This is a genomic window from Kitasatospora sp. NPDC085879 (assembly GCF_040686255.1).
Lineage (GTDB): Bacteria > Actinomycetota > Actinomycetes > Streptomycetales > Streptomycetaceae > Kitasatospora.
Genome location: NZ_JBFBJZ010000009.1, coordinates 91,150 through 115,397 on the forward strand (window position 1 = coordinate 91,150; position 24,248 = coordinate 115,397).

A 24,248-nucleotide genomic window follows, 5' to 3' on the forward strand; every position below is an offset into this window, starting at 1 on the left:
CCGCCGCCATGAATCTTGAGCTGTCCGAGGAGCAGGCCGCCGTCCGCGATCTCGCGGCGGCGTTCACCGACCGCGAGATCGTGCCGCACGCGGCCGCCTGGGACCGCGCCGAGTCGGTCGACCGCTCGATCGTCGGCACGCTCGGCAAGCTCGGATTCCTCGGCCTGACCCTCCCGGAGGAGTACGGCGGCAGCGGCGGCGACCACCTGGCCTACTGCCTCGTCCTGGAGGAGCTCGGCCGCGGCGACTCGGCGGTGCGCGGCATCGTCTCCGTCTCGCTCGGCCTGGTCGGCAAGTCGATCGCCGGGTACGGCACCGAGGAACAGAAGCGGGAGTGGCTGCCCCGGCTCACCGCGGGCGAGGCGCTCGGCTGCTTCGCGCTCACCGAGCCCGGCACCGGCTCGGACGCGGCCAACCTGACCACCCGGGCCGTCCGGGACGGCGCCGACTGGCTGATCACCGGCAGCAAGACGTTCATCACCAACGGCACCTGGGCCGAGGTCGCCCTGGTCTTCGCCCGCACCGGCGAGGCCGGCCACCGCGGCATCACCGCCTTCCTGGTGGAGACGGGCCTGCCCGGCTTCGAGCGGCGGACGATCCACGGCAAGCTCGGGCTGCGCGGCCAGGCCACCGCCGAACTCGTCCTGGACGGCGTCCGGGTGCCGGACAGCGCCCGGCTCGGCGCCGAGGGCCAGGGCTTCAGGGTCGCGATGTCCGCGCTGGCCAAGGGCCGGATGTCGGTCGCCGCCGGCTGCGTCGGCATCGCCCGGGCCTGCCTGGAGGCCGCGGTGACGTACGCAGGCCAGCGCGAGCAGTTCGGCCGGCCGATCGCCTCCCACCAGCTGGTGCAGGAGCTGCTCGCCGACATCGCGGTGGACGTCGAGGCGTCCCGGCTGCTGACCTGGAAGGTCGCCGACCTGATCGACCGCGGGCTGCCGTTCGCCACCGAGTCCTCCACCGCCAAGCTGTACGCGAGCGAGGCGGCGGTGCGCGCCGCCAACAACGCCCTGCAGGTCTTCGGCGGCTACGGCTTCATCGACGAGTACCCCGTCGGCAAGTACCTGCGCGACGCGCGGGTGATGACCCTCTACGAGGGCACCAGCCAGATCCACAAGCTGCTGATCGGGCGATCCCTGACCGGCATCAACGCGTTCTGACCACCTGTCACCACCCTCAGACAAGGAGCCCGACGAAGTGCGTCCCGTCTACTTCGCCGCCGCCCGCCGCACCCCGATCGGGCGGCTGCGCGGCGCGCTGTCCACGGTGCGGCCCGACGACCTGTCGGCCGCCGTCCTCTCCGGACTGCTGGCCGACGTGCCGCAGCTCGACCCGGCCCTGATCGACGACGTCTACTGGGGCGCCGCCAACCAGGCCGGCGAGGACAACCGCAACGCCGCCCGGATGGCCGTGCTGCTCGCCGGGCTGCCCGACAGCATCCCCGGCGCCACCGTCAACCGGCTGTGCGCCTCCGGCCTGGAGGCCGTCACCACCGCCGCCCGCGCGATCGGCTCCGGCGAGGCCGACGTCGTCGTCGCCGGCGGCTGCGAGTCGATGACCCGCGCCCCCTTCGTGCTGCCCCGCCCGGACGAGGCGATGCCGCACCGGATGGAGACCTTCGACACCCGCCTCGGCTGGCGGCTCACCAACCCGCGGATGAAGGAGCTGCACGGCGTCCTCTCCATGGGCGAGACCGCCGAGGAGGTCGCGGCACGGTTCGGCATCACCCGCGAGCAGCAGGACGCCTTCGCCCTGCGCAGCCACCAGCGGGCCGCCGCGGCCCGCAAGGACGGCCACTTCGACGCCGAGCTGCTGCCCGTCGTCCGGCCGGACGGTGTGACCGTCACCGCCGACGAGTCGATCCGCGAGGACACCACCCTCGAGAAGCTGGCCGGCCTCAAGCCGGTGTTCCGCTCCGGCGGCACCGTGACCGCCGGAAACGCCTCGCCGATGAACGACGGCGCCGCCGCGCTGCTCCTCGTCAGCGAGGAGGCGCTGGGCCGGCTCGGCCTGGAGCCGCTCGGCCGGTACGTGGCGGGCGCCTCCGCCGGCGTCCACCCGGACGTCATGGGCATCGGCCCCGTCCCCGCGACCCGCAAGGTGCTGGCCCGGGCCGGCTGGCAGCTCGGCGACGTCGAGGAGGCCGAGTTCAACGAGGCCTTCGCCGCCCAGGCGCTGGCCTGCGTCAACGAGCTCGGCTTCGACCCGGAGCTGGTCAACCCGAGCGGCGGCGCCATCGCGCTCGGCCACCCGCTGGGCGGCTCCGGCGCCCGCATCCTCACCACCCTGCTGCACCGGATGCGCCGCACCGGCGCCCGGCGCGGCCTGGCCACCATGTGCGTCGGTGTCGGTCAGGGCACCGCCGTTCTCGTCGAGAAGAACTGAGGGCAGATCAGATGACGCGATTCGCAGGCAAGGTCGCCGTGGTGACCGGCGCCGCCCAGGGCATCGGCGCGGCCACCGCCGTCCGGCTCGCCGAGGAGGGCGCGACCGTGGCCGTCGTCGACCTCACCGCGGAGCGGGCGCAGGCCACCGCCGACGCGATCACCGCCAAGGGCGGCACCGCCCGCGCGTACGGCTGCGACGTGGCCGACTACGACGCGGTGGAGGCCGTCTTCGCCCGGATCGTCGAGGACCTCGGGGCGCTGCACATCCTGGTGAACAACGCCGGCATCACCCGCGACAACCTGTTCTTCAAGATGGCGAAGAACGACTGGGACGCGGTGCTGACCGTCAACCTCACCAGCGCCTACAACTGCAGCCACGTGGCGCAGACGTACATGGTGAAGCAGAAGTACGGCAAGATCGTCTCGCTGAGCTCGCGATCCGCGCTCGGCAACCGCGGCCAGGCCAACTACGCCGCCGCCAAGGCCGGCATCCAGGGCCTCACCGCCACCCTGGCGATCGAGCTCGGCCCGTACAACATCAACGTCAACGCGGTCGCCCCCGGCTACATCGCCACCGCGATGACCGCGGCCACCGCCGAGCGGGTCGGCTCCTCCGCCGAGGACCACCAGGCGATGGCCGCCGAGCGCACCCCGCTGCGCCGGGTCGGGCAGCCGGAGGAGGTCGCCTCCGTGGTCGCCTTCCTCGCCAGCGAGGACGCCTCCTACGTCAGCGGCCAGACGCTGTACATCAACGGCGGCGCCCGCTGACACCGCCACGGAGACCGGCGGGCTTACCGAATCCGGGGGCGTTCTTTACCCGATCCGGTGGCCCGTCGCGGTGATGCCGACGGCCCCGCGCTGACTATGGATCAACGGCCCGCGGGCCGGTGGGATGTGGGGTGCCGACCGACCGGTCGGCACCCCTCCTCCGAGGAGTCCCATGGGCACGCATCCCGTCACCGCGGGTCCCCGCTCCACCGTCCGGGCGCTCGCGCTGCTCGCCGTCGGGGCCACCGCCCTGACCGGCGGCACGGCCGTCGCCCGGCCGGCCACCGGGGCCGCACTCCGCGGGCCGGCCGTCCACGTCCGTCCCGCGTCCGCCGGCCACATCACCGCGGCCGGCCGCACCGCCCCGATATCGACCGCCGAGTGCGTGGCGCAGATCGGCATCCACTGCTACTCGCCACTGCAGTACCGCACCGCCTACAACCTCGACCCGCTGTACAGGCAGGGCGTCACCGGAAAGGGCCGGACGATCGTCATCGTCGACTCGTTCGGCTCGCCGACGATCCAGCACGACCTGGAGGTGTTCGACAAGCAGTGGGGGCTGCCCGACACCAACGTCGAGGTGGTCAAGTGGGGCGAGGTGCCGCCGTTCGACCCGACCAACGAGGACCACACCGGTTGGGCCGGCGAGACCACCCTCGACGTGGAGTACGCCCACGCGATCGCCCCCGACGCGCACGTCGTGCTGGTGGAGACCGGCGTCGCCGAGACCGAGGGCGTCACCGGCCTGCCCGAGATGATGGACGCCGAGCGGGCCCTGATCCGGGCCGGGCGGGCGGACGTGATCTCGCAGAGCTTCGGCGCCACCGAGAACACCTTCCCCGGCTTCGACCGGCACGACTTCCGGTCCGTGGAGAAGCTGCGGTACGCCTTCAAGGAGGCCGCGGCCCGGGACGTCACCGTGCTCGCCGCCTCCGGCGACGCCGGCGCCACCGACGCCATGGAGAACGGCTCCGACCTGTACCCGTACCGGGTCAACTCCTGGCCGTCCTCCGACCCGCTGGTCACCTCGGTCGGCGGCACCCAGCTCACCCTCGACGAGAAGGGCGTCCGCACCGCGCCCGACAAGGTCTGGCACGACGACTACGGCGCGGCCGGCGGCGGTGTCTCCGGCATCTTCGACCGCCCCTGGTACCAGGCCGGCGTCGCCAAGGTCACCGGCAACCACCGCGGCACCCCGGACATCTCGATGAGCGCCGCCGTGGACGGCGCCGCCTGGACGTACGAGTCCTACGACCCGACCCGGGTCGGCTGGCACCTCACCGGTGGCACCAGTGAGGCCACCCCGATCTTCTCGGGCGTGGTCGCACTCGCCGACCAGCTCGCCGGGCACCGCCTCGGCCAGCTCAACTGGCGGATGTACGGCCTGGCGCAGCTGCCCTCCCGGTGGAGCGGCATCACCGACGTCACCGCGGGCGACAACTCCTGGGACAAGGTGACGGGCTACCAGGCCGCCACCGGCTACGACCTGGCCTCGGGCCTCGGCACCGTGGACGGCGCCCGCTTCGTGCACGCGGTCGCCGGACGCTGACCCCGTCGCGCGTCCCCGGGCCGTCCCGCCCTCGGCGGCGGGGCGGCCCGGCCGCGTGTCTCAGTCCTCGGCGGGCGCCGCGGCCAGCTTGGCGAGGTAGCGCTCCGCCGCCCGCAGCTTGCGGCCCTCCGGGCCCGGCAGGTGGGCCCGCAGCTCGATGATCTCCGGGGCGAGCCGGATCGCCTCCGCCCGGTCGGACACCGCCCGCCAGCAGGCCTCGGCGTTGGTCGCCGCCCGCTGCGTCTCCGGGTCGTCCGCGCCCGCCGAGCCGAGCAGCGCCAGCGCCACCTCCCGGTAGAGGTCGGCGGCGAGCACCGTCCGGCCGGCCAGCCGGGAGACGTGCGCACGGACCTGACGGACCTGCAGGGCCTGCGGCGCGGCCGTGCCGTAGGCCGCCACGGCCTCGTTCTCCAGCGCCAGCGCGAGCTCGGCGGCGGTGTCGTGCTCACCCGCGTCGGCGGCCCGGACGATCCGGCCCACGGCCTCGCGGTAGTCGGCGAGCGGGTCGCCGCTCCGGGCGTCCGCAGGCGTCTCCTCGGACGGCCCGGCGGGGACCGGCTTGCCGAGCTCGACCCGGGAGGCGGGCTTGCCGGGCTCGACCCGGGGCACCTCGGCGGGGGCACCCATGGGGTCGGGGAGCACCGCCGTCCTGGCGAGCTCCGCCATCTCGGCGGCGAGCTCCGGGGTCAACGGCGGCGGCACCGGCGGCGCGGGCGGATCGCCCGGGAGCCGCTTGCGCAGCGACACCGGACGGGCCGGACGCGGCGGGGTCGGCGGCACCCCCGGCTTCAGCAGCGACACCGGGCCGCGCGGCGCCACCGGCTGCCGCGCCTTCGCCAGGGTGACCCGCGGCGGGGCCGGCACCGACGCGGCCGGGCGGGGCCGGCCCGGCCGGGCCGCGGGCCGCTTCGGCTGGACGGCCGCGGGCCGCGGCGCCTCGTTGAGCCGGGCCTCGGTGGAGTTGTCGCCGATCTGCCGGGAGGTGTTGCGGAACACCGGGCGGTCCGGGGCGTGCGAGAGCAGGATCGCGGCGTCCGGCCGCAGCACCGAGTGCACCTGGCGGCGCAGTTCCTCCGGTGCGAGGACGGGCCCGGCCCCCGGCACGCCGACGTGCAGCACCTCGATCAGCGCGCGGGTGAAGGTGCCGACCTGGTCCGGGTCCGGGTTGACGACGGCCCACAGCGGCACCCCGTCGGTGAGCGGGGAGATCGTGCTCTGCACCAGCGGCCAGGCGGTCTGGTCGGCGCTCAGGTCGCCGACCACCAGGGTGTCCCACTCCTGCGGCCGGTGCCGCAGCTCCGCGGCGACGGACTGCCAGGGCAGGGTGTCGTGCGAGCGGGTGTCACGGAGCGTCAGGAACAGCTGCTCGCCGCGCCGGTCGGTGACCAGGTGCCCGCCGATGTGGACGAGCAGCGGGCCCGGGTGCCGGGCCGCGGCGCGCAGATGGGCGAGCACGGTCTGCGGGTCGCCGGCGCCGGGCAGGTGGACGGCGTCGACCGCGTCGGAGGCCAGCAGGACGTGCGGGGAGACCGCCGCCAGCATCGCGGACAGCACCGGCGCCTGCGAGGTGCCCCGACCCAAGAGCCGGCGCCCGGTGCTGCCGTAACCGCCCTCGACGACCAGGATCCGGCCGCGCTGGCCGGCGCCCAGGCCGCGGAGCTGCGGCGGCGCGGCCGGTCCGGGGCCGGGACCGGGGCCCACCACGGGCGCCGGGGCGGGCGACACGGGGGGCACCGGGGCGGGCGACACGGGGGGCACGGGCGGCTGCTGCGGCGGGACGGGCGGCAGGACGATGGCCGGCATGGTCGTCGTCCAGCCGGTGTGCGGCATGGGCGCGGGCGGCTCGGCCGCATCCTCGCCGGGTCTGTGCACGGCCGGCCGCGGTGGGGCGTCCATGTCGAACGGTGTCCGCTCACCACCCCCGGAGGCCGCTGTCACGTCCGCCACGCCCGGTCACCGCCCCGCCCCGCCGCCCGCCGCGGCCCTCGCTCCAGCCTGCGCGATGCCCGCCACCACGCACGATTTCGCCACCTTACGGGGTGATCCCCGGCCGGTTCCAGGCCGGGTGGGCGATCGCCGCGGAGGAGCGCCCCGGAGCCGTCGGTCCGTCAGTAGGTCACGGTGATCCGGCGGGCGGGCCCGTCCACCCGGACGGTGCCACCGTACGGGACGACCTGCTGGGGGTCGGTGTGCCCGAGGTCCACGTCGAAGACCGCCATGGTGTCCGGCGCGTACGCCTCCAGCGCGCGCAGCACGGCCGTACGCTGCTCGGCGCGGTGCGCGGCACGCTGCGCCGGGTCGTTCGGCCGGTCGAAGGACCAGGACTTCGCCCGGCCCATCAGCAGCGCGGGGAAGCGGGCGAGCAGCCCTCGCTCGCCCATGCCGCGCAGGATCCGGAACACCTGCTCCGCGGACGGGAGTTCCTCCGAGGTCTCCAGGAAGAGCACGCAGTCCTGGTACGCCTCCGGGCGGCGGATGCCGCGGTCGGCGAGCATCAGCCCGGCGAGCGTCTCCAGGTTGCCGCCCCAGCTCACCCCCTCGACCACCCGCTCGGGCCGGTGCCAGGTCCAGCCCTCGGCGGGCTGCATCGGCGGCTCGGCGGCGAACGTCGCCGGGTCGTCCCAGGGCAGGTCGACGTCGTTGAAGTCGGCGGATTCGGTCAGCTCGTGCGGGCCGGAGGTGAAGAGCGCCGCACGCGCCGACTCGGCGGTGACCGGATGCAGGGCGCCCTGCCGGCCGAACTGGGTCATCACGCTCGCCCCGTGGAAGCCGACGATGCCGAGGTTCCACAGGTGGACGAGCAGGTTGGTGTTGTCGCTGAACCCGAAGAACGGCTTGGGGTTGGCGCGGATCAGCCCGTCGTCCAGGTGCGGCAGCACGGTGAGCTGGTCGCTGCCGCCGATACTGGCGATCACCGCCTTGATCTCCGGGTCGGCGAAGGCGGCGTGCAGGTCGGCCGCCCGCTCCTGCGGCGAGCAGCCCATCCGGCGGGTGGTCGGGTACTCCACCGGCTCCAGGCCGAACTCCTCGACCAGCCGGCGCAGGCCGAGGTCGAACGGCAGCGGCAGGACCGCCGGCAGGCCCGCGGACGGGGAGAGGATGGCGACCCGGTCACCCGGCTTCGGCTTGGGCGGATACGAAGGAGCGGTCATGCTCCGATCCTAGGTGCGGCCCGGGCGGGTTCCCGGCTCCGTTCGGAAGCGTGAATGGCCGCCGCCGGCCGGTGTGCCGTCACGCGGACGGCCCGCGGACCACCAGCAGGGTCTTGCCGGTGACCGCCCGCGACTCCATCGCGGCATGCGCCTGGGCCGCCCGCTCCAGCGGGAACCGCTGCCCGATCAGCGGCCGGAGCCGCCCCGCCGCACCCGCGGCGAGCGCCTCCCCGGTGGCCTCCCGCAGCAGCGCCGGGTCCGGGCGGCGCGGCGCGACCAGCTCGACACCGCGGGCCTGTGCCGTCTCCGCCGGGACTGCCGCCCAACTCCCGCTCGCCAGTCCGTAGCTGACCATCCGGCCGCCGGGGACGAGCAGGCCGAAGGCGGCCCGGGCGAGGTCGCCGCCGACGCCGTCGAACACCACGTCCAGCCCGCCGGTCCCGGCCCGGACCTGCTCCGGCCAGCCGGCCTCCCGGTAGTCCACCGCGAGCTTCGCGCCGAGGCCGGCCACCACGGCCGCCTTGCGCGGGCCGCCCGCCGCCCCGACCACGGTCGCGCCCGCGGCGGTGGCCAGCTGTACGAGCAGGCTGCCCACGCCGCCGGCGGCCGCCAGCACAAGTACCCGGTCACCGGCGCCGATCCCGGCCGCGCGCAGTTGGAGCAGCGCGGTGCGGCCGTCCGCGAGCAGCGCGACCGCCTCGTCCAGCGCCAGCCCGTCCGGCACCTCGGCCAGGTCGGCCGCCGCCGCGAGGGCCCGCTCGGCGTAGCCGCCGGAACCGCCGGTCGAGGTCACCACGCGACGGCCGACCAGCGCGGCGTCCACGCCCTCGCCGACCTCGGCCACCACCCCGCCGACCCCGTTGCCCGGCACCAGCGGCGGCACCGCCGCGAACGGGCCGCGACCGCTCGCCCGGAACTGCGTCTCCACGAAGGTGGTGTTGGCGTACGCGACCTCCACCACGACCTGACCCGGACCCGCCACCGGATCCGGCGCCTCGCCCGCCACCAGCACCTCCGGCCCGCCGAACTCCGTCAACCACACCACGCGCACGACCGCTCCCCGGCTCGTTCCGACATCTCGGACTCCTCGGGTTCCAGCCTGCAAGGTGAAGCGGACTTCAGGTCAAGCGGCGTCGGTCAGATGGGAGTGCAGCACCTCGGCCTCGGCCCGGAGCCGCTCGGCGCGCTCCGACTGCCCGGCCCGCTCGTACGTCTCCGCCGCCTCGATCCGCTCGGCGGCCTCCGCCCGGACGACGTCGACGATCTGCTCCTCCGTCAACTCGCGGCGCGGCACCTCGGCCGCCCCCGCACCGATCGGGATCAACTCGACCGCGAGGTGCCGGTCGATGCCCTCGGGGCGTTCCACCGCCTCGGCGTTGTCCAGCGCAGCCAGCGTCGGCCGCAGGGCGCCGACGGCGACCCTGTCGCGGGCCTTCATCGCCACGGTGAGGGCCGCCCGCAACCGGGGGCGCAGGGGTGCTTCCGTACTGCTCGACTCGCTCGTCATGGCCGGACGGTAACCGTGGGTACCGCTCCCCCGCGACCGATTTCAACGGGCGGCCGCGCGGTCAGCGGTTCCTGCCCGTGGCGAGGCGTGGCGCCGCGGGACGGCTGTCGGGGCCCTTGTCGTGCGCGCGTTCGCCCATCTCCTCCCAGAAGCTCCGCAGAGCCTCCCGGTCGACGTCCCGCTGCCACGGCGCCAGGCCGCCGTGTCCGCCCAGGCGCGCGTCGATGAGACTCATCTGCCTGCGGCAGAACACCTCGCTGAACTCCATCCGGGTGCCGTGCTGCTGGCTTCTCGGCGGGTACGGGCAGAGGTCGAAGGTGCAGCCGCAGCTGGCTTTGGACGCGAAGGTCTCCCCTGCGCCCGTCCGGCTGGGATTCAGCGGGGCACGGTCGCGGGTGAGGCACGGCGGCAGGAAGGGCTCCTGACGCATCTCGAACCCGGCCCGACCCCGAACAGTCACGCTCCGGAGCCGCCGACACCGCGCGTCGAGCCGCGGACCCGGCACCCGGTTCGCCGCCCCCTCAGGCGGCGAGGAGGTCGCGGAGGAGGGCCACGGTGTCCGGGTCCAGGTCGCGGCCGGTGCGGCGGCTCAGGGCGTCCAGGCGGTTGACGGCCCGGACGAGCTGGTCGCGGGCGCCTGCCGAGGCGTAGGCGTAGAACAGGTCGCGGTGCAGGAGTTCGACGTCCGGGGCGACCGCCAGCGCGCGGAAGATGGCGGCTTCCGCGGTCCGGTGGTCGCCGTACTGCAGGCGTCGGACGGCGAGTTCGTGTGCCGTGTCGACGATCGCGGCGAGCATGTCCTGCCGTTCCGGTTCGGCCCAGCCGTAGGCGTCGGCCGGTGCCTCGGCGAACGGCGCCCCGCGGACGAGGGCGAGGGCGTGGGCGAGCGCGGCGTCGGCGGTGGAGCTGGTGGACCGCATGCCGCGGCGGTAGAGCCCGCGGAACTCGTCCCAGTCGCAGCTGACGGTCGGTGCGAAGGTGTAGCCGTCCGGCTGGTCGGTGCGCAGGTAGGCGCGGCCGTCCGCGGAGCTGCCCAACCAGGCGGCCAGGCGGGTGAGTTTGCCGGGCAGCGGGCTGGCGGCGAGGGCGGGCGCCAGGTCGGCGAGGTGGGCGGCGCCGGGGTGGAGTTCGCGGTCCAGGGTGGCGTGGTCGATGCCGGGCCGCAGCGCGATCAGTGCGGCGAGTTCGGTGAGCCGGGGGACGGCAGCGGGCTCGGTGGTTCCGGCCGTCCCGGTGACGTCGACCGGTCCGAGGAGCCGCAGCCGGGGCGCGGAGCGGCCGGCGTGCGCCTCGGGCGAGCGGAGGATGGCGAGCAGTTCGGCGCTGTCGGTGCGGGCGGCGGCCGCACGGGGCGCGGAGGGCGCCGGGGCGGCGGTGTCGGGTGCCGGGTCGTGGGTCGGTGTCGGCTCCGGCGCCGGGACGGGCACCGGTGCGACGGCCGGCGGAAGCTCCGCGGAACGGGACTCCGGCTGCGGTGGAACAGTGGGCCGCGGCGTACGGGCCGGCCCGGAGGCGGCGTGCCGGCCGATGCCGTTGACGGTGTGGCGGGGCGGCCGCCCGGCCGGGGGCTCGGCGGCGTCGGGCCCGCCGGGCCGCTGCGGTGGGGTCGGTTCGACCGCGGGGGGCGGCACCGGGGTCAGCGGCGGCGCCGACGGGGTGACGGGGGTGACCGCGCGGACGGCGGAGGGACCCGGCTGCGGCGGGGTGGCGGTCGGCGCGGTGCCCGCGAACGGGCTGGCGCCGGTGCCGACGACCCGGGCGATCAGCCGGGGTCCGGCACCGCCCGGACCGGTCTGGGCCCCGCCGTCCACGGCGCCGGCGACTGCGGCCAGCACCGGTACGGGGGTGGGCAGTTCGGCGGGTTCGAGGTCGCCGCCCGGGCCGTCGAGGGTCCACTCGGGGGCCGGGTGCTGGGTGGTGTCGCCGGAGCTGCGGACGAGTTCGGCGAGGTGGCCGTACTGGGTGTCGTCCAGCCGTTGGAGTTCGACCTGGAGGTGCAGGCCGGGCAGGGTGGCGGCGCCGGTGGCGGGCAGCGTCCAGCGGGCGGCCGGGCCGGCGCCGCGTTCGGGGGCGCGGGTGATGACGGCGAGGCAGCTGCGCGGCTTGGCGTCGAGCAGCCGGCCGAGTTCGGCGGGCACCTGGCCGTCGGGCGGCTGGGCGGAGAGCACGATCTCCGGCACCCAGGACTCGTCGGACCTGCCGCGGCTGCGGGCGTCCCGCGGGCTGGTGGCCTCGGCGGCCACCAGCGTGGCCCGGGCCCGGGCGGTGCGCGGGCCGAGCGCGCCGAGCGCCTGCTCCAGCGACTCGTAGTGGTGGACGCGTTCGGCGGCCCGGCCGGCGATCGGCAGGCCGTCGGCGAAGCCGACCAGGTGCAGGTGGAGGCGGTCGGCGAGCGGGCTGTGCGCGAGCTCCAGGGCGAGGGTGCGCAGCACGTCGCGGGCGTCGTCCGGGTGGCCGGAGAGGTGCACCAGTCGGACGGTCTCCAGGTCGGCGAGGACGACGGAGCCGTCGGGCGCGCTGCCGAGGGTCACCAGCGCCGGGTAGGGCGCCGCCGACTTGGCGGCCTGGCCGGGCGAGAGCAGTTCGTTGGAGTCCTCGGGGCACCACCAGACGTTCGCGGCATGCGCGGCGCGGAAGGGGGCGATCGGCACCGCGGGCCCGGACAGGTGGAGTTCGACCGTGCGGCCGGGGGTGATCCGGGCGGCGACCAGCGAGGGCAGCCGCTTGCCGGTGCGGACGGTGTTGCGGGCCAGTGTGCGCAGCGCCCGGTCGAGCAGCTCCAGTGCGGGCACGTTCTGCCGGGCCCTCAGCTCGGCCTCGAAGGCGGCGGCGGACGGTTCCGGCATGGTGATGCGGTGCCGGGGCTTGCGGGCGCGCTGCTGGTCGCCGCGGCGGCGGGCGACCGCGCCGATCATGACGGCCGCGAGCAGCACGCCGACGGTGGAGGCGGTGAGCGCGGCGGTGTAGTCGCCGGAGGCGTGCTCGCCGTGGCCGACGGTGGCGGGGACGGCCGGGGGCGCCGGGACGTTCCTGGACGGCGCGGTCGGACCGGGGGTGCTCGGGGCCGGCGTGGCGGGCGCGGAGTCGGCGGGTGCCGGGGTGGCGGGCGCCGGGGTGGACGGCGCGGGCGGCTGTTCGGGCTGCGGCTGCTGGGGTGCGGGCTGCTGGGTGCCGGGGTCGGCGGCCGGTGCGCCGGGGATGGCGAGCACCATGCCGGGCACCAGGACGTCCGGGTCGGTGAGCCGTTCCCCGTCGGGGGCGCGGACGCCGCGGTTGGCCTCGAACAGCTTGGGCCATTCGTCGCCGCTGCCCAACTCCCGCCGGGCGATGGCGGAGAGGCTGTCGCCGGGGACGACGGTGACCGAGGAGTGCTGCGGGGCGGGCGCCGGGGCCTGCTGCGGCGCGGGCGTGCCGGAGGCGGTGTCGGGCTTGGCGTCGCCGGGCATCAGCAGCTTCCAGCCCGGGTGGATCGGCCGGTCGGCGTCGAAGCGCCGGCCGGAGTCGTCCATCACCCGGCCGTCGTTGAGCCGGGCGATCTCCTGCCACCGCTCGCCCGAGCCGAGTCGGTGCTCGGCGATGGACCAGAGGCTGTCGGCGGGCCGGGTGTCGCGCACGGTGTAGACCGGGTGGTCCTGGGCGGGCGCGGCCGGGGCGGCGGCGGGTGCGGCCGCGGGCAGCGCGGCGTACTGCGGCGCGGCGGGCAGGGCGGCGGCGACGGCCGCCGGTCCCCGCTCGGGGGTGGCGGCGAAGGCCGAGCCGGCCACCGGGAGCAGGGCGAGGACGGAGCCGACCAGGCCGGCCGCGATCCGCTGGCTCCAGCCGAAGGCCGGGATCCGGCGGGCGACCCGGCCGCGGAGCTGCGCGGGGATCTCCAGCAGGACGGCGAGGGTGAAGCAGAGCCAGGCGATCCAGCCGATGCCGACCAGCGCCCAGAGGAAGAGCCGGCCGTCGTCGGGGCTGGTCAGGATGCCCACCAGACCGCCGCCGGTGGCGGGTTCGCCCATCGAGGCGACGGCCAGGGTGCCGTAGCCGAGCAGGGCGGGGAGGCCGGCGAGCAGGGCGAGCAGCGCGGCCAGCGAGGCGAGGGCGGCCACCACCGAGCCGGCGGAGCGGCGCCGGCGGGGCCGGACGGGTACCGGCCGCCGGACGCCGCCGGCGGGTGCCGGGGCGCCGGGGGCGCCGGTGCGGGCGGGGTCGTCGGCTCGTCGCGCGGCCATCAGCCGTTCTCCGCTTCCGTGATGCCGTGCACGAGGGTGGCCTTGCCGTACCCGTGCACCTCGAGGTGGGTGAGGTCGGGGAGCACCGCGCCGATCAGGGCGGTGGTGTAGGTGCCGCTGGTCCGTACCTCGACGGTGTGGTCGTCGACCAGCCGGGTCCTGCCGGTGAGGTTGTAGGCCTGCAGGTAGTCGTCGGCGGCGCGGGCGGCGGCCTCCTCGCTGAGGATGCGGTAGCCGCGGCCCTGCAGCACGGCCTCGACGTCGAGTTGCTGGCTGGCGACGCGGGCGGCCTCCTGGGCGCGGGCGTCGGCGCGTTCGATGGCGCGCAGCCGTCCGCCGAGGTCGAGCACGATGCCGACCAGAATGACCAGGGCGGCCGCGCAGATCGCCACGTACAGCGACAGTGCGCCGTCGTCCGGTCCGCGGCCGCGCCGCGGCGGTGTTGTCCGGTGTGCCACCGGCCCCCCTCTCCTGCTCAGTCGCCGCGGTACCGGTCGACGACCGAGGTGAACTCCCCCGTCATGGTCTTGTCCCCCTGGAGCGCGTCCACACCCAGCAGGTCGCGCAGCGGCACCGAGCAGCGCACCCGCACGGTGACGGTGTCGAGGTCGCCGCCGGGGGTCTGCAGGGTGCCGAAGGAGACCGGGCTGACCGGGTCCTGCGAGCAGCGGACGCTGCGCCGGCCGAGCACGTCCTGCACGGCGTCGGCGGCGGCCTGCCGGGCGCCGTCCTCGGTGCGGGCGAGCGAGGCGGCGCGGGCGCCGGCCCGGGCGGCCGCGTCGACGACGGCGCCGGTGCTCTGCACCCTTCCGGCGGCGACCACGATCAGCACGAAGGCGAGCACCACCGGCAGCAGCAGCGCCGCCTCGACGGGCACGGCGCCGCGGTCGGGGCCGCCGGTCGGCCGCGGCCGGGCCGCGGGGCGCTTCACCGCGGCCCGCCCTGCGGTACGAAGCGCTCCCGGGGTGCGCTGAGCGTCTCGGTGATGGTCAGCGCGTCGAAGAACGGGACGACGGACTGCGGACGGACCGTCACCGTCATCTGCTGGGTGTCGGCGTCGGAGCCGTAGTGGTCGACGCTCTCGAGTTCGGCGAGCCGGCCGAAGCGGCCCAGGCACTCCTTCACCCGGACGTCCCCGTCCTCGGCGGTGGCACCGCGCACCCGGCCCGCGTCGACGCCCTCGCGCAGCGCGGTGAGGGCGGCCTGGTCGGCGTACCACCAGAGCGAGGCCTGCACCACGAGCATGACGGCGGTCAGCACGATCGGGAAGACGATGGCCAGGCCGAGGACGACCGCCCCGCGGTCGCGCGGTGCAGCGGGGCGCAGCGCGGCAGGGACGCACGGGCGACGGATCACTTCACCGCGTCCGGGACGTCGGTGGGGATCTTCTGCTCGGCCTTGCCGGCGAGCAGCTTGACCGCGGCCAGCACCGCTCCGGCGATCGCGACCAGGACGATGATGGTGAGCGCGAGTTCGATGCTGATCGCGCCGCGGTCGCCGGACGCGCGGGCCGCCCGCAGTCTGCCGAGGCGGACGTGCAGGTAGGGCATGCCCAGGTGCAGCGGCAGCAGCACGGGCAGCAGCAGGGCGGTCATCAGGGGCTTGAGCCTGGCCGTGATCGGGGTCATGGTGTGGTCTCCAGGACGGTGGTCGGTGGGCGTCGGCTGCTCAGCTGACGTCGAGCATCTGGTACAGCGCGGGGAAGACGATCAGCACCGTCATGAGCAGGGTGAGGGCCGCGCCGGGCGCGACCATCCGCTCGCTGTCGGTGTTGGCCTGCGCCAGTTCCTCGGCGAGGAGTTCACCGCGGAGGCTCTGGGCGCGGGCGCGCAGGGTGTCGTACACGGCGGCGCCGTCGGTGCCGGAGATCCGCATGATGTCCGCGAGGTCCTGAAGGGGGGTCAGTCCGAGTTCGACGGCGAGCCCGTCGAGGCCGTCCCAGGGCGGCAGCCGGTCGGTGGCGGCGCGTTCCAGGGCGTCCCTGATCCGGCGGAAGACGGTGCCGCGGCCGACCGCGGCGGCCCGGCGCAGCGCCTCCGCGGGCCCGCAGTCGGCGGCCCGCTCCAGGGCGACGAGTTCCAGGTAGGCGGCGATGCCGTGCAGGTACTCGGTGCGGGCCTCCTTGGCCTCGCCGGCCACGATGCCGTCCGGGACGAGCCAGAGCAGCACCGCCAGCAGCGGCCCGGCGACCAGCGGTACGGCGATCGGCAGGCCGATCCCGACCACCGCGGCCATCGCCACCAGGTAGCCGGGCAGCACCAGGCCGATCAGCGCGAACAGCAGCTTGTGCGCCATGAACCGGGCCGGGGTGCGGCCGATCAGGGCGAGTTGCTGGTGCGGGATCCGGGCGCCGGGCAGCCGCAGCGTGTCGGCGCCGATCCGGTCGTACCAGGCGGGCCGGCTCTCGTCGGCGGGCCGCGGGTCGGGGGTGCGGTGCAGCCGGCCCAGCGCCTGGCCGAGGTCCGGTGGGGCGGGGCGGAGCTCGGCGAGCAGCAGGGCGACGCCGCCCGCCGCGGCGGCCCCCGCGAGCACGGCCCAGGGCGAGATCATCGGACCTCCTTGGCCGCGGCGGCCGCCGCGGGCTCCGGCTCGGCCTCGGCCGGGTCGCCGGGCAGCCGGCCGGCCTTGCTGCGCCTGTCGGCCTCGATCAGGCGGGGCAGCGGGGTGTGCGCGGCGAGCGAGCGCATCCAGGCGATCACGCCGACGAACGCGGCCGCGACCACGGCGAGCACCACCTGGCCGGCGAAGCTCGCATAGGGCGCGGTGTAGCGGGAGTTGAGGGCGCCGACCAGGACGACGACCAGGATGATGCCGACCAGCCAGCGCACGGTGGTGCGGTGCTTGGCCCGGTCGGCCTCGATGGTGCGGCGCTGGCGGACCTCCTCGCGCACCGATCCGGCGATGTCGGCGAGCGCCCGGGCCAGGCCGGGCCCGCTGTCGCCGGCGCGCAGCAGCAGCGCGGCCAGCACCTTGTCGGCGGTGGCGTCGGCGAGTTCGTCGCCGAAGGCGCGCAGCGCGTCCTCCGGCCGCCAGCGGGACTGCAGCCGGGCGGCGAGGTCGCCGATCTCGGTCTCCAGGGCGGGCGGAGCGGTACGGCGGCTGGTGACGATGGCCTGGTTGAGGCCGACGCCGAGCAGCAGCACGTCGGCCAGGCGCTGGGTCCACTCGGCGAGCGCCTCCAGGCGTTCGATCCGGTGCGTGTCGGAGCGGGTGGCGTCGTACAGCCAGGGCAGGCCGAAGACGGCGAGCGGCAGCAGCAGCGCGGTCAGCGGGATGCCGGTGAACAGCCAGGCGCCGGCGCCGCCGGCCGCCGCGAGCACCGACTGGACCTGCCGCATCCGGGCCCGGCCGGGGGCGGCCGCGCCGGGCGCGCCGTACCAGAAGGTGTGCAGCCGGCCGGTGCCCGGCCGGGTCTCCGGCCGTTCCTCCCGGGAGCCGACGAGGCCGGCCACCAGGGCGACCAGGCCGCCGGCGACGGCGAGGCCGCAGAGCACGAGGAGCAGCATCAGCGGCCACCGCCGATCCGCAGCGCCAGCGGCGCGCCCCAACTGCCGTACGGGGACTGCAGCAGGCCGGCGTCGAAGCCGGCCCGGCGCAGGTCGTCCAGGCACTGCGGCGGGGTGTGCGGGACGGCCCGCGGCTCGCCCTGCTCGGGGCGCGGGGCGAAGACCTGGTTCATCGCCGGGCGTCCGCTCTCGCCGAGGCCGGTGACCTCCAGGACGTGCGAGACGAAGCGGTGCCGGCGGCCGCCGACCGCGGTCTCGTCGACCATGGTGACGTGCACCACGAAGTCGACGGCGTTCGCGGTGAGCCGGTAGGCGAGGCTGTCGGTCATGTGGGCGCCGTACTCCAGGCAGAGCTCGGCGATGCGGTCGACGACCATGTGCGGGGCCCGGGCGTGCAGGGTGCACATCGAGCCGCCCTCGCCGTTGGTCATCACCCGCAGCATGGGCACCACCTCGGCCGAGCGGACCTCACCGACGATGATCCGCGAGAGCGTCATCCGCAGCGCGGCGGGGATGAGTTCACCGATCGTCAGCTCGCCGGCGACCCGGCCGTCGACCCGTTCGCCGTTGCCCTCGCGGGCCTCCATCGGCACCACCTGGCGGAGGTGGCCGAGGGTGTGCAGCCACAGCTCGAACTCGGTCTCCAGGGTGCCGACCCGCTCGTCCGGCGGGATCTCGGCGGCCATCGCGCGCAGCAGGCTGGTCTTGCCGACGCCCTGGGTGCCGGTGATCATCACGTTCTTCTTGCCCCGGATCGCCGCCGCCAGGAAGGCGGCCAGCGTCGCGTCGAGAGTGCCGAGCCCGACCAGGTCGCCGAGTGTCGCCGAGGCGACCCGGTGCCGGCGGATCGCCACGTACGGGCGCGGGGTGACCTCGGTCAGCGCCTGCAGACGCATCCCGCCCTCCAGGCGCAGGGCGAGGGTGGGGCTGGCGGTCGAGAGGCTGCGCTCGCCACCGCCGTGCTGGCGGGCCAGGTCCTGGAGCAGCTCGACGAGTTCGGCGTCGTCGTCGGCGATCGGCGGCACCTGCCGCAGCGGCTCGTTGGCCCGCGACACCCACACGTCGTCGCAGCCGTTGACCAGGATGTTCTCGATCTCCGGGTCGTCCAGGTAGGGCTGCAGCCGGCCGGCCCGGAACAGCAGGTCGTAGACGGCCTCGGCGAGCGCGCGGTCCTGGTCGCGGGTGGGCGGGATGCCGTGGGTCTGCGCGTACGCGTCGGACCAGCGGGCGACCGCCTCCTCGATCAGCGCCCGGCCGCGCTGCCGCCGGGTGGCCCGGTCGACCTCGCCCGACCCCTCCAACTTGGACAGCTGCTGGTGGAGTTCGGACGCCACCTGGCGCTTGAGTTCGCGCGCGACCTGCGGGTCGACGGCCGGCCGGACGCCGACCGGCTGCAGCGCGGGCACCGCCGCGACCGGTGCCGCGGGCCCGGTCGGCCGGACGGGGCCCGGGACGATCCCGGCGGAGGGGCCGGCCGCGGGCACCTGCCAGGGCAGCGAGGACGGCCCCTGCTGGAGCGGGCTACCGCGCACGGAGCACCTCCCCGTACCCGTTGTGCGGCTGCCGCCGGTCCGGCGGCGGCGGCGGGAAGGACGCGGGTGCGGGCGGCTGCGGGACGGCCGGCGGCGCGATGTGCTGCGGGAAGGCGAGCGGGTGCGGCTCGGGCGCCGGTGCCCACGGCTGCCGCGGCGCCACCGGGCCGAGAACCGGGCCGGGCACGGGGCCGGACTGGCCGTACTGCGGCTGCTGGCCGTACTGCGGCTGCGGTATCGGCTGCGGGGCGGGCGGCTGGGGCACGGGCTGCTGCTGGTACGGCTGCGGCTGCGGGGCGAGCCGCTGCCGGCGGCGGGCCGCGACCTCCTGGATCCGGTCGGCGGCGCTGCGCGCCGTCCGCATCAGCTCGGAACGGACGAACCGCCGGTCGGCGGTGTCCCCGCCGTCGGAGAGCACCTTGGCGGTGCGCGGCGCGAACGGCAGCAGGCCCAGCGCGGAGACGCCGAGTTCGCGGGCGGCCTCGGCCAGCGGGTAGGGGCCCTCGGCGATCGGCAGCAGGCCGAGCGCGTCGGCACCCGAACCGGCGTTCTCCAGGTCGTCCCGGAGCGCCGCGAGCCGCGGCCGGGCGGCGGACAGGCCGCGCAGCGTGGTCCGCACGGTGGCCGCGACCACGTCGGCCCGCCGGGCCAGCACCGCACCCGGGCCGGCCGCACCGGAGCGGCCGAGGTCCACGATCACGTCGTAGCCCTGGCCGTCCAGTGCCTGGAAGGTGTCGGCGAGCGGCTCCCAGGTGTAGGCGAGGCCGGATGCCTGCGCCGGGTCGGTGAGGCCGGGCAGCAGCAGCCGGTCGGCGGTGCCCTCGGGCGAGAGGTCGACGAGTTGCTCCCACATGCTCTGGACGAGCAGGCCGCGGCGGTCCGCGACCGCCAGGTTGCGCAGCCCGTACACGGCCTCGATGCGGCCCTCCAGGGCGCCGGCCAGCACCGCGCCGCCGTCCGGGTCGCACTCGGCCAGCAGCACCCTGCGGCCCGACTGCAGCGGCCAGCTGAGCAGCAGGGCGAGCGCGGTGGTGGTGGCCCCGGGGGCGCCCGGGCCGCCGGTCACGGCGACGACCGCCATCAGGTGCCCCCTCCCGTACCGCTCTTGGGACTGCCGGTGGCCCTGCCGGACGGGGCGCCGCCCGTCGGGGTGCCGGACGCGGTGCCCTGACCGTCGGCGGCGGTGTCGCCCGCGGACGGTGCCGGGGCGGGCGCGGCGCCCGTCCGCGGCGCGAGGATCACCTGGAAGCGGCCGGTGGCCACCCAGACGGCGAGCCGCGGGCCGTCGGCCGCGGGGACGGCGACGTCCACCACCTGGCTGCCGTCGGTGTCGACCCGGCCGACGGTGACCACCGTCGCGGAGAGCGTCTCCGGTGTGCGGGAGGCCGCCGCCTGGTCGGACTTGGCGTCCGGGGTGTACACCACCAGCACCTGCAGCCCCGGCTGGAGGCGGGCGGCCGGCAGCTGGGTGCGCTTGGCAGCGAGGCCGACGATCTGCTGGCCGGGCTGGAGCGCCGGGTCGGCGGTGACGTCCGCCTTGAGCAGCAGGGCGCCGCGCCTGAGGTCGGTGGTGGCCCGCAGGCCGATGGTCCGGGCCCGGTCGCGGGCGTCCAGCGGGCGCAGCACCGGGTCGCCGGCGATGTGTGCGACCACCAGGTCGTCGGCGGTGATGGTCTGGCCCATCGGGACGTCGCGGGCGATCGCGAGCACGGCGATCCGCTGCCCCGAACTGGTGTAGAGGGCGGCGCCGCCGAGGCCGCCGGCGGCGATCAGCGCGACCGCCATGGCCAGCACGGCGGGCCGGCGCCGCCGGGCCCGCAGGGTGCGCGGCGGGACGTGCGGGGCCGGCCGGACCGGGTCGGGGGCGAGGGCGGCGGTGCCGGCGCTCGGCGTCGGGACGTTGCGGGTTTCCACCGGGCTTCGGCCTTTCCGGAACTGGTGGTTCGTCAGTGGTCGGGAGCGTGGCGGGCGGTCAGTTGAGCGCCTGCACCTCGGCGACCTTCAGCGGCAGCGGGTCGTCCGTGGTGACGCGGTAGTCGACCGCGAACACCCGCGCCCCGGTGTCGGACCGGACGGCCTCGACCCGCCAGGTCAGCGTGGCCGTCAGGTAGAAGGTCCGGTCCTGCTGCCCGGCGGAGGACGTCCGGTAGGTGTATCCGCAGGGCGGCGTGGTACCGGCACCCGCGCGGTACGGGGTGCCGGGGCCGGTGCATTCGGCGCCGGGCGAGCCGTCACCGGTGTCCCAGTGCACCTTGGTCAGCCGGGCGGTGGCGGTGACGCTCATCGTCCGGCCCTTCGCGGTGGCGCTCTGCGGCCCCGCGGTGGTCTCGGTCGACGTGTACCAGAGCCAGACCGGCACCCCGACCACGGCGGTCGCGGCCGGGGCGGCGTGCAGCTGCGGCGAGTCGAAGTGGATCATTCCGAGCGCCTTCATGCCCAGGTCGTACGGGCGGTCCGGCGGCGGCGGGCCGCCGGGCGGCTGGGCGAAGAACATCGGCGGCTTGGGTGTCAGCTGGCCCCCCACACCGCGGCAGTTGACCTCGTACACCGCCCCGTCGGACGGGCCGTGCCCGTCCCAGGCCGGGTCGCTCGCGGGCGGCTGCGGCTCGGAGCGGTGGTAGTAGCAGCCGTCCGCGGTGGAGAACCACCCGAGGTCGTCGTCCCAGCACGGCCACTGCTGCCCGTTCCAACTGCACATCTGCACCCCGCCGTCGGACCCGCCCGACGACCCGCCGCCCCCGTTCCCGGGATCCGCGGTACTCCCGGGCTCGGTGACGACCACGCAGATGTCGCGGACGGCACAGGGGTTGACGCCGCCGCCGGGCTCGCCGGCCGAGGCCGGGGCTGCCGGTGCGAGCAGCAATGCCGACAGCAGCAGTGCACGAACGATGGTCTTCAGCACGTGCGGTCCACCTCGCGTTCGAAGTCCACGATGATCCAACGGCTGTCGTTCCTCCGCAGCGAAACGGTCGCCGGATAGCGGGTGAGCCGCTGCCGGGGATCCTTTACCGCTCCGGTCGTTGCGTCCGCCTGGTGCCAATCGGTCACGTCGAGGCAATCCTTCACGACGGCCGTCTGCGGATCGGCGGTGAGATCGACCTTCTTCACCGATGCCGAGTTGCGCGGACTCCCGGTCATCACGAGCTTTGCGTCGTGCAGTTGGTGGAGACTGGCGAGCGCTTCGCTCAACGCGTGTCCGGTGGAGTACGCGCGCAGTTGCGAACCGTCCGAATCCGATCGCCCGAAGGCCTCGGCCTGCGCGTCCCACCAGGCCTGATAGGTGTTCAGAACCAGTCGGGCGACGGCACCGTCGGAGCCTTCGGTCGGGGCGGTCGTGCCGGTACCCGAACCACTCGAAGGAGTTACAGCCGTCCCACCGGGAACAGCTGTCACAGGAGTACCCAGACGGTCCGCAGAACCACTGGATCCGGCGGCGGAACAGGCACCGAGCGCCAACAGCAGTGCCACCCCACCGATCCCAACCGCCCCAGGGCGCAACACATTTCCGCGCTGCCGCATCGCCCCACCTCTTAGCGCCAGACCTCGTCCGCGGCCATGGTCGCAAAAATCTTCCGCCGTCCCTCGATGCCGCCGCGGGGGCATCGATTCTTCGCCACCCACCCCGGCACAGCAACACCTCGGGCGGTCCGACCTTACGCGTTGGGCGGATCGGTTGGGGAGTTTTCCCGCCAGAGAACGGCCAACAGTTCGTCGGAAAGCGACAATCCGGCCAATGCGCCCCGCACGGCGGCCCGATTGCGCATCAGCAGCCGTCCTCCGTCGGCCGGAACCAGTTCGACGGCCTGCCCGGCCGCCGCCGCGCCGCCGTCCCGCAGCGCGAGTTCGTACGCGAGGGCGGGTGCGAGTTCCTGCGGGCCGAGGGCCGCGGGTGCGCCGGGCAGTCCTTGGTCGAGGACCTGGACGAGGAGGCGGCTGAACGATCCGTCACCGCCGGGCCGGACGGCGTCCCGGCCGCGTCGGCCCGTCTGGTGCCTACCGATCCGCCCCCAGAGCGGGACGCGGGAGTGGCTGAGCAGTTCGCCGGCGGCGTCCTCGCGGGCCAGGGCGGCCCAGGTGTCGCGGTCGGCGACGGCGTCGACGAGCAGCAGGGTCTCCTCCTGGCCGCCGTGCGCCATGGCGCTGACCACCCAGTCCCAGGCGAGGCCGCGCCGGTAGGCGTTGTCGGGGGTGGAGCCCGCGGTGACCAGGGCGATCCGCCGTCCTCTGGGGTCGGCCGTCAACTGGCCGAGCAGGCAGACCACCAGCCACCGGGCGGGTCTCGCGGCGGCGGCGCGCAGCGCGGTGAGCATGGTGTTGGCGTCGGCGTCCGGCGGCAGCAGGTCGACCCGGCAGCCGCGGGCTCCGGCGTCGAAGGTCCGGCCGGGCAGGGTCGCGGCGAGGGCGCGGGCGCCGTCGCCGGCCTGCGCCGAGCCCGACCAGCTGCGGTCCGGCCCCCCGTCCGCGCCGATCACCACCAGTTCGATGCCGCCGCCCACCCCGCACCAGCCCCCTTCCGCCTCCGTGCCTCGGCGACAAGTTACCGCCGGAGGACCCTTCGGGCAGGGACCATCGGCCCTACCGGCCGCCGGGCTGCGGTCCGAGCATCGTGCCATGGAGTACGAGGACCCTGTGGAGGAGCTGAGCGAGGCCGAGTGCCGCCGTCTGCTCGGCACCGTGCCCGTCGGGCGGGTGGTGTACACCGAGCACGCGCTGCCGGCGGTGCTGCCGGTGGCGTTCGAGGTGGCGCAGGACGGCCGGCTGGTGCTGGCGCTGCGCGCCGACAGCTCGACCGCGCGGGCCCTGGACGGCACGGTCGCCGCCTTCCAGGCCGATGTGCTCGACCCGGAGACGAGGTCCGGCTGGAGCGTGCTGGTGCACGGGCACGCCGAGGTGGTCCGGGACCATCTCGCCCAGGACGGCCTGTTCGAGGCCGGGCTGCGGCCGTGGGTGGGCGGTCCGCGGCCGGTGTACGTGGCGCTGACCCCGGAGCTGGTGGGCGGGCGGCGGCTGCGTGCGGTGGGGGTGGCGGCCCCGGCGGTGAGCGCGGCCCCGGCACGCCGGCCCCCCGCTGACACGTGACCGGTCGGTAGGCATACTCTCCGACTGTCCCCGCAGGACGCACCCGTGGGGACCGGAGCCCCGACCCCACCTGGAGCGCATCTTGACGACCTTCGCCTCGCTGGCCGACCTGAAAGCCGCGGTCGGCACCGAGCTCGGCACCAGTGAGTGGCACACCATCGGGCAGGAGCAGGTGAACCTGTTCGCCGAGGCCACCGGCGACCACCAGTGGATCCACGTCGACCCGGAGCGCGCGCAGGCGAGCCCGTTCGGTGGGACGATCGCGCACGGCTACCTCACGCTGTCGCTGATCCCGGTGCTGGCGAAGGAGTGCTACGGCGTCGAGGGCATCGCGATGGCGCTCAACTACGGGTCGGAGAAGGTCCGCTTCCCGTCGCCGGTGCCGGTCGGCACGGCCGTGCGGGCCACCGCCGAGCTGGTGTCGGCCGACGAGGTCCCCGGCGGCGTGCAGGCCCTCGTGCGGTTCACCATCACCAGCGAGGGCAGCGCCAAGCCGCACTGCGTCGCCGAGACGATCACGCGCTTCTACGCGGCCTGATCCTCCGCACCCGGAC

The 24,248-nt window shown here is 75.7% G+C and carries 24 protein-coding genes; 6 read left to right on the forward strand and 18 right to left on the reverse strand.

The genetic code is table 11. From position 1 onward, the window contains the following. Positions 1–8: 8 nt before the first annotated feature. The 4 genes from AB0P35_RS09705 to AB0P35_RS09720 all read left to right on the forward strand — a co-directional run bounded on the left by AB0P35_RS09705 (position 9) and on the right by AB0P35_RS09720 (position 4,701). Complete coding sequence (locus tag AB0P35_RS09705) at positions 9–1,157, forward strand: acyl-CoA dehydrogenase family protein (RefSeq protein WP_095872157.1); 1,149 nt, start codon at positions 9–11, stop codon at positions 1,155–1,157. Between the two features lie 37 nt (positions 1,158–1,194). Then, complete coding sequence (locus AB0P35_RS09710) at positions 1,195–2,382, forward strand: thiolase family protein (protein ID WP_095872158.1); 1,188 nt, start codon at positions 1,195–1,197, stop codon at positions 2,380–2,382. An 11-nt stretch (positions 2,383–2,393) separates the two neighbouring features. Further along, the gene (gene fabG / locus AB0P35_RS09715) at positions 2,394–3,152 is read left to right on the forward strand and encodes a 3-oxoacyl-ACP reductase FabG (protein ID WP_095872159.1); all 759 of its coding nucleotides are present in this window, start codon (positions 2,394–2,396) and stop codon (positions 3,150–3,152) included. A gap of 172 nt (positions 3,153–3,324) precedes the next feature. Next, complete coding sequence (locus tag AB0P35_RS09720; RefSeq protein WP_363508762.1) at positions 3,325–4,701, forward strand: S53 family peptidase; 1,377 nt, start codon at positions 3,325–3,327, stop codon at positions 4,699–4,701. 60 nt (positions 4,702–4,761) lie between these two features. Here AB0P35_RS09720 and AB0P35_RS09725 read toward each other — a convergent pair whose 3' ends face one another. From AB0P35_RS09725 to AB0P35_RS09810, 18 genes are all read right to left on the reverse strand, one after another. Continuing rightward, on the reverse strand, positions 4,762–6,597 hold the full coding sequence (locus tag AB0P35_RS09725; RefSeq protein WP_363508765.1) for a hypothetical protein: 1,836 nt from the start codon (positions 6,595–6,597) through the stop codon (positions 4,762–4,764). Between the two features lie 212 nt (positions 6,598–6,809). Beyond that, positions 6,810–7,853 (reverse strand): S66 peptidase family protein, encoded by a 1,044-nt coding sequence (locus tag AB0P35_RS09730; protein ID WP_363508768.1) that lies wholly within the window; start codon positions 7,851–7,853, stop codon positions 6,810–6,812. A 79-nt stretch (positions 7,854–7,932) separates the two neighbouring features. Then, positions 7,933–8,898 (reverse strand): zinc-binding dehydrogenase, encoded by a 966-nt coding sequence (locus tag AB0P35_RS09735; RefSeq protein ID WP_363508771.1) that lies wholly within the window; start codon positions 8,896–8,898, stop codon positions 7,933–7,935. A gap of 78 nt (positions 8,899–8,976) precedes the next feature. Next, complete coding sequence (locus AB0P35_RS09740) at positions 8,977–9,360, reverse strand: GatB/YqeY domain-containing protein (protein ID WP_363508774.1); 384 nt, start codon at positions 9,358–9,360, stop codon at positions 8,977–8,979. Between the two features lie 61 nt (positions 9,361–9,421). Then, on the reverse strand, positions 9,422–9,820 hold the full coding sequence (locus AB0P35_RS09745) for a hypothetical protein (RefSeq protein ID WP_363508776.1): 399 nt from the start codon (positions 9,818–9,820) through the stop codon (positions 9,422–9,424). 61 nt (positions 9,821–9,881) lie between these two features. Further along, entirely contained in the window at positions 9,882–13,577 is a 3,696-nt protein-coding gene (locus tag AB0P35_RS09750; RefSeq protein WP_363508779.1) for a LysM peptidoglycan-binding domain-containing protein, read from the reverse strand. Next, positions 13,577–14,035, reverse strand: coding sequence for a hypothetical protein (locus AB0P35_RS09755; RefSeq protein ID WP_363508782.1), 459 nt, complete (start codon positions 14,033–14,035; stop codon positions 13,577–13,579). The genes AB0P35_RS09750 and AB0P35_RS09755 overlap by 1 nt, the downstream gene beginning before the upstream one ends. Before the next feature lie 17 nt (positions 14,036–14,052). After that, a complete protein-coding gene (locus AB0P35_RS09760; RefSeq protein ID WP_144298585.1) occupies positions 14,053–14,508 on the reverse strand; it encodes a TadE family protein in 456 nt (151 codons plus the stop codon). Further along, the gene (locus AB0P35_RS09765; RefSeq protein WP_363508786.1) at positions 14,505–14,933 is read right to left on the reverse strand and encodes a TadE family protein; all 429 of its coding nucleotides are present in this window, start codon (positions 14,931–14,933) and stop codon (positions 14,505–14,507) included. The genes AB0P35_RS09760 and AB0P35_RS09765 overlap by 4 nt, the downstream gene beginning before the upstream one ends. Beyond that, entirely contained in the window at positions 14,930–15,205 is a 276-nt protein-coding gene (locus AB0P35_RS09770; protein WP_095872168.1) for a hypothetical protein, read from the reverse strand. Before AB0P35_RS09770 ends, AB0P35_RS09765 begins: the two co-directional genes overlap by 4 nt. 40 nt (positions 15,206–15,245) lie before the next feature. Next, positions 15,246–16,127 (reverse strand): hypothetical protein, encoded by an 882-nt coding sequence (locus tag AB0P35_RS09775; protein WP_363508789.1) that lies wholly within the window; start codon positions 16,125–16,127, stop codon positions 15,246–15,248. Next, on the reverse strand, positions 16,124–17,083 hold the full coding sequence (locus AB0P35_RS09780) for a type II secretion system F family protein (protein ID WP_363508792.1): 960 nt from the start codon (positions 17,081–17,083) through the stop codon (positions 16,124–16,126). The genes AB0P35_RS09775 and AB0P35_RS09780 overlap by 4 nt, the downstream gene beginning before the upstream one ends. Beyond that, complete coding sequence (locus tag AB0P35_RS09785; RefSeq protein ID WP_363508795.1) at positions 17,083–18,615, reverse strand: CpaF/VirB11 family protein; 1,533 nt, start codon at positions 18,613–18,615, stop codon at positions 17,083–17,085. The genes AB0P35_RS09780 and AB0P35_RS09785 overlap by 1 nt, the downstream gene beginning before the upstream one ends. Continuing rightward, positions 18,605–19,696: a hypothetical protein gene (locus AB0P35_RS09790; RefSeq protein ID WP_363508798.1), complete on the reverse strand. Its 1,092-nt coding sequence runs from the start codon at positions 19,694–19,696 to the stop codon at positions 18,605–18,607. Before AB0P35_RS09790 ends, AB0P35_RS09785 begins: the two co-directional genes overlap by 11 nt. Beyond that, positions 19,696–20,529, reverse strand: coding sequence for an SAF domain-containing protein (locus AB0P35_RS09795; RefSeq protein ID WP_363508801.1), 834 nt, complete (start codon positions 20,527–20,529; stop codon positions 19,696–19,698). Before AB0P35_RS09795 ends, AB0P35_RS09790 begins: the two co-directional genes overlap by 1 nt. 58 nt (positions 20,530–20,587) lie before the next feature. Further along, the gene (locus AB0P35_RS09800; RefSeq protein ID WP_363508804.1) at positions 20,588–21,517 is read right to left on the reverse strand and encodes a hypothetical protein; all 930 of its coding nucleotides are present in this window, start codon (positions 21,515–21,517) and stop codon (positions 20,588–20,590) included. Continuing rightward, entirely contained in the window at positions 21,511–22,083 is a 573-nt protein-coding gene (locus tag AB0P35_RS09805; protein WP_363508807.1) for a hypothetical protein, read from the reverse strand. Before AB0P35_RS09805 ends, AB0P35_RS09800 begins: the two co-directional genes overlap by 7 nt. A 185-nt stretch (positions 22,084–22,268) precedes the next feature. Beyond that, complete coding sequence (locus AB0P35_RS09810; protein WP_363508810.1) at positions 22,269–23,111, reverse strand: hypothetical protein; 843 nt, start codon at positions 23,109–23,111, stop codon at positions 22,269–22,271. 115 nt (positions 23,112–23,226) lie between these two features. Between AB0P35_RS09810 and AB0P35_RS09815 the strand changes: the two genes are divergently transcribed. After that, a complete protein-coding gene (locus AB0P35_RS09815) occupies positions 23,227–23,694 on the forward strand; it encodes a pyridoxamine 5'-phosphate oxidase family protein (RefSeq protein ID WP_363508813.1) in 468 nt (155 codons plus the stop codon). Positions 23,695–23,773: 79 nt separating this feature from the next. Further along, positions 23,774–24,232 (forward strand): MaoC family dehydratase, encoded by a 459-nt coding sequence (locus tag AB0P35_RS09820; RefSeq protein WP_306454425.1) that lies wholly within the window; start codon positions 23,774–23,776, stop codon positions 24,230–24,232. Positions 24,233–24,248 lie beyond the last annotated feature (16 nt).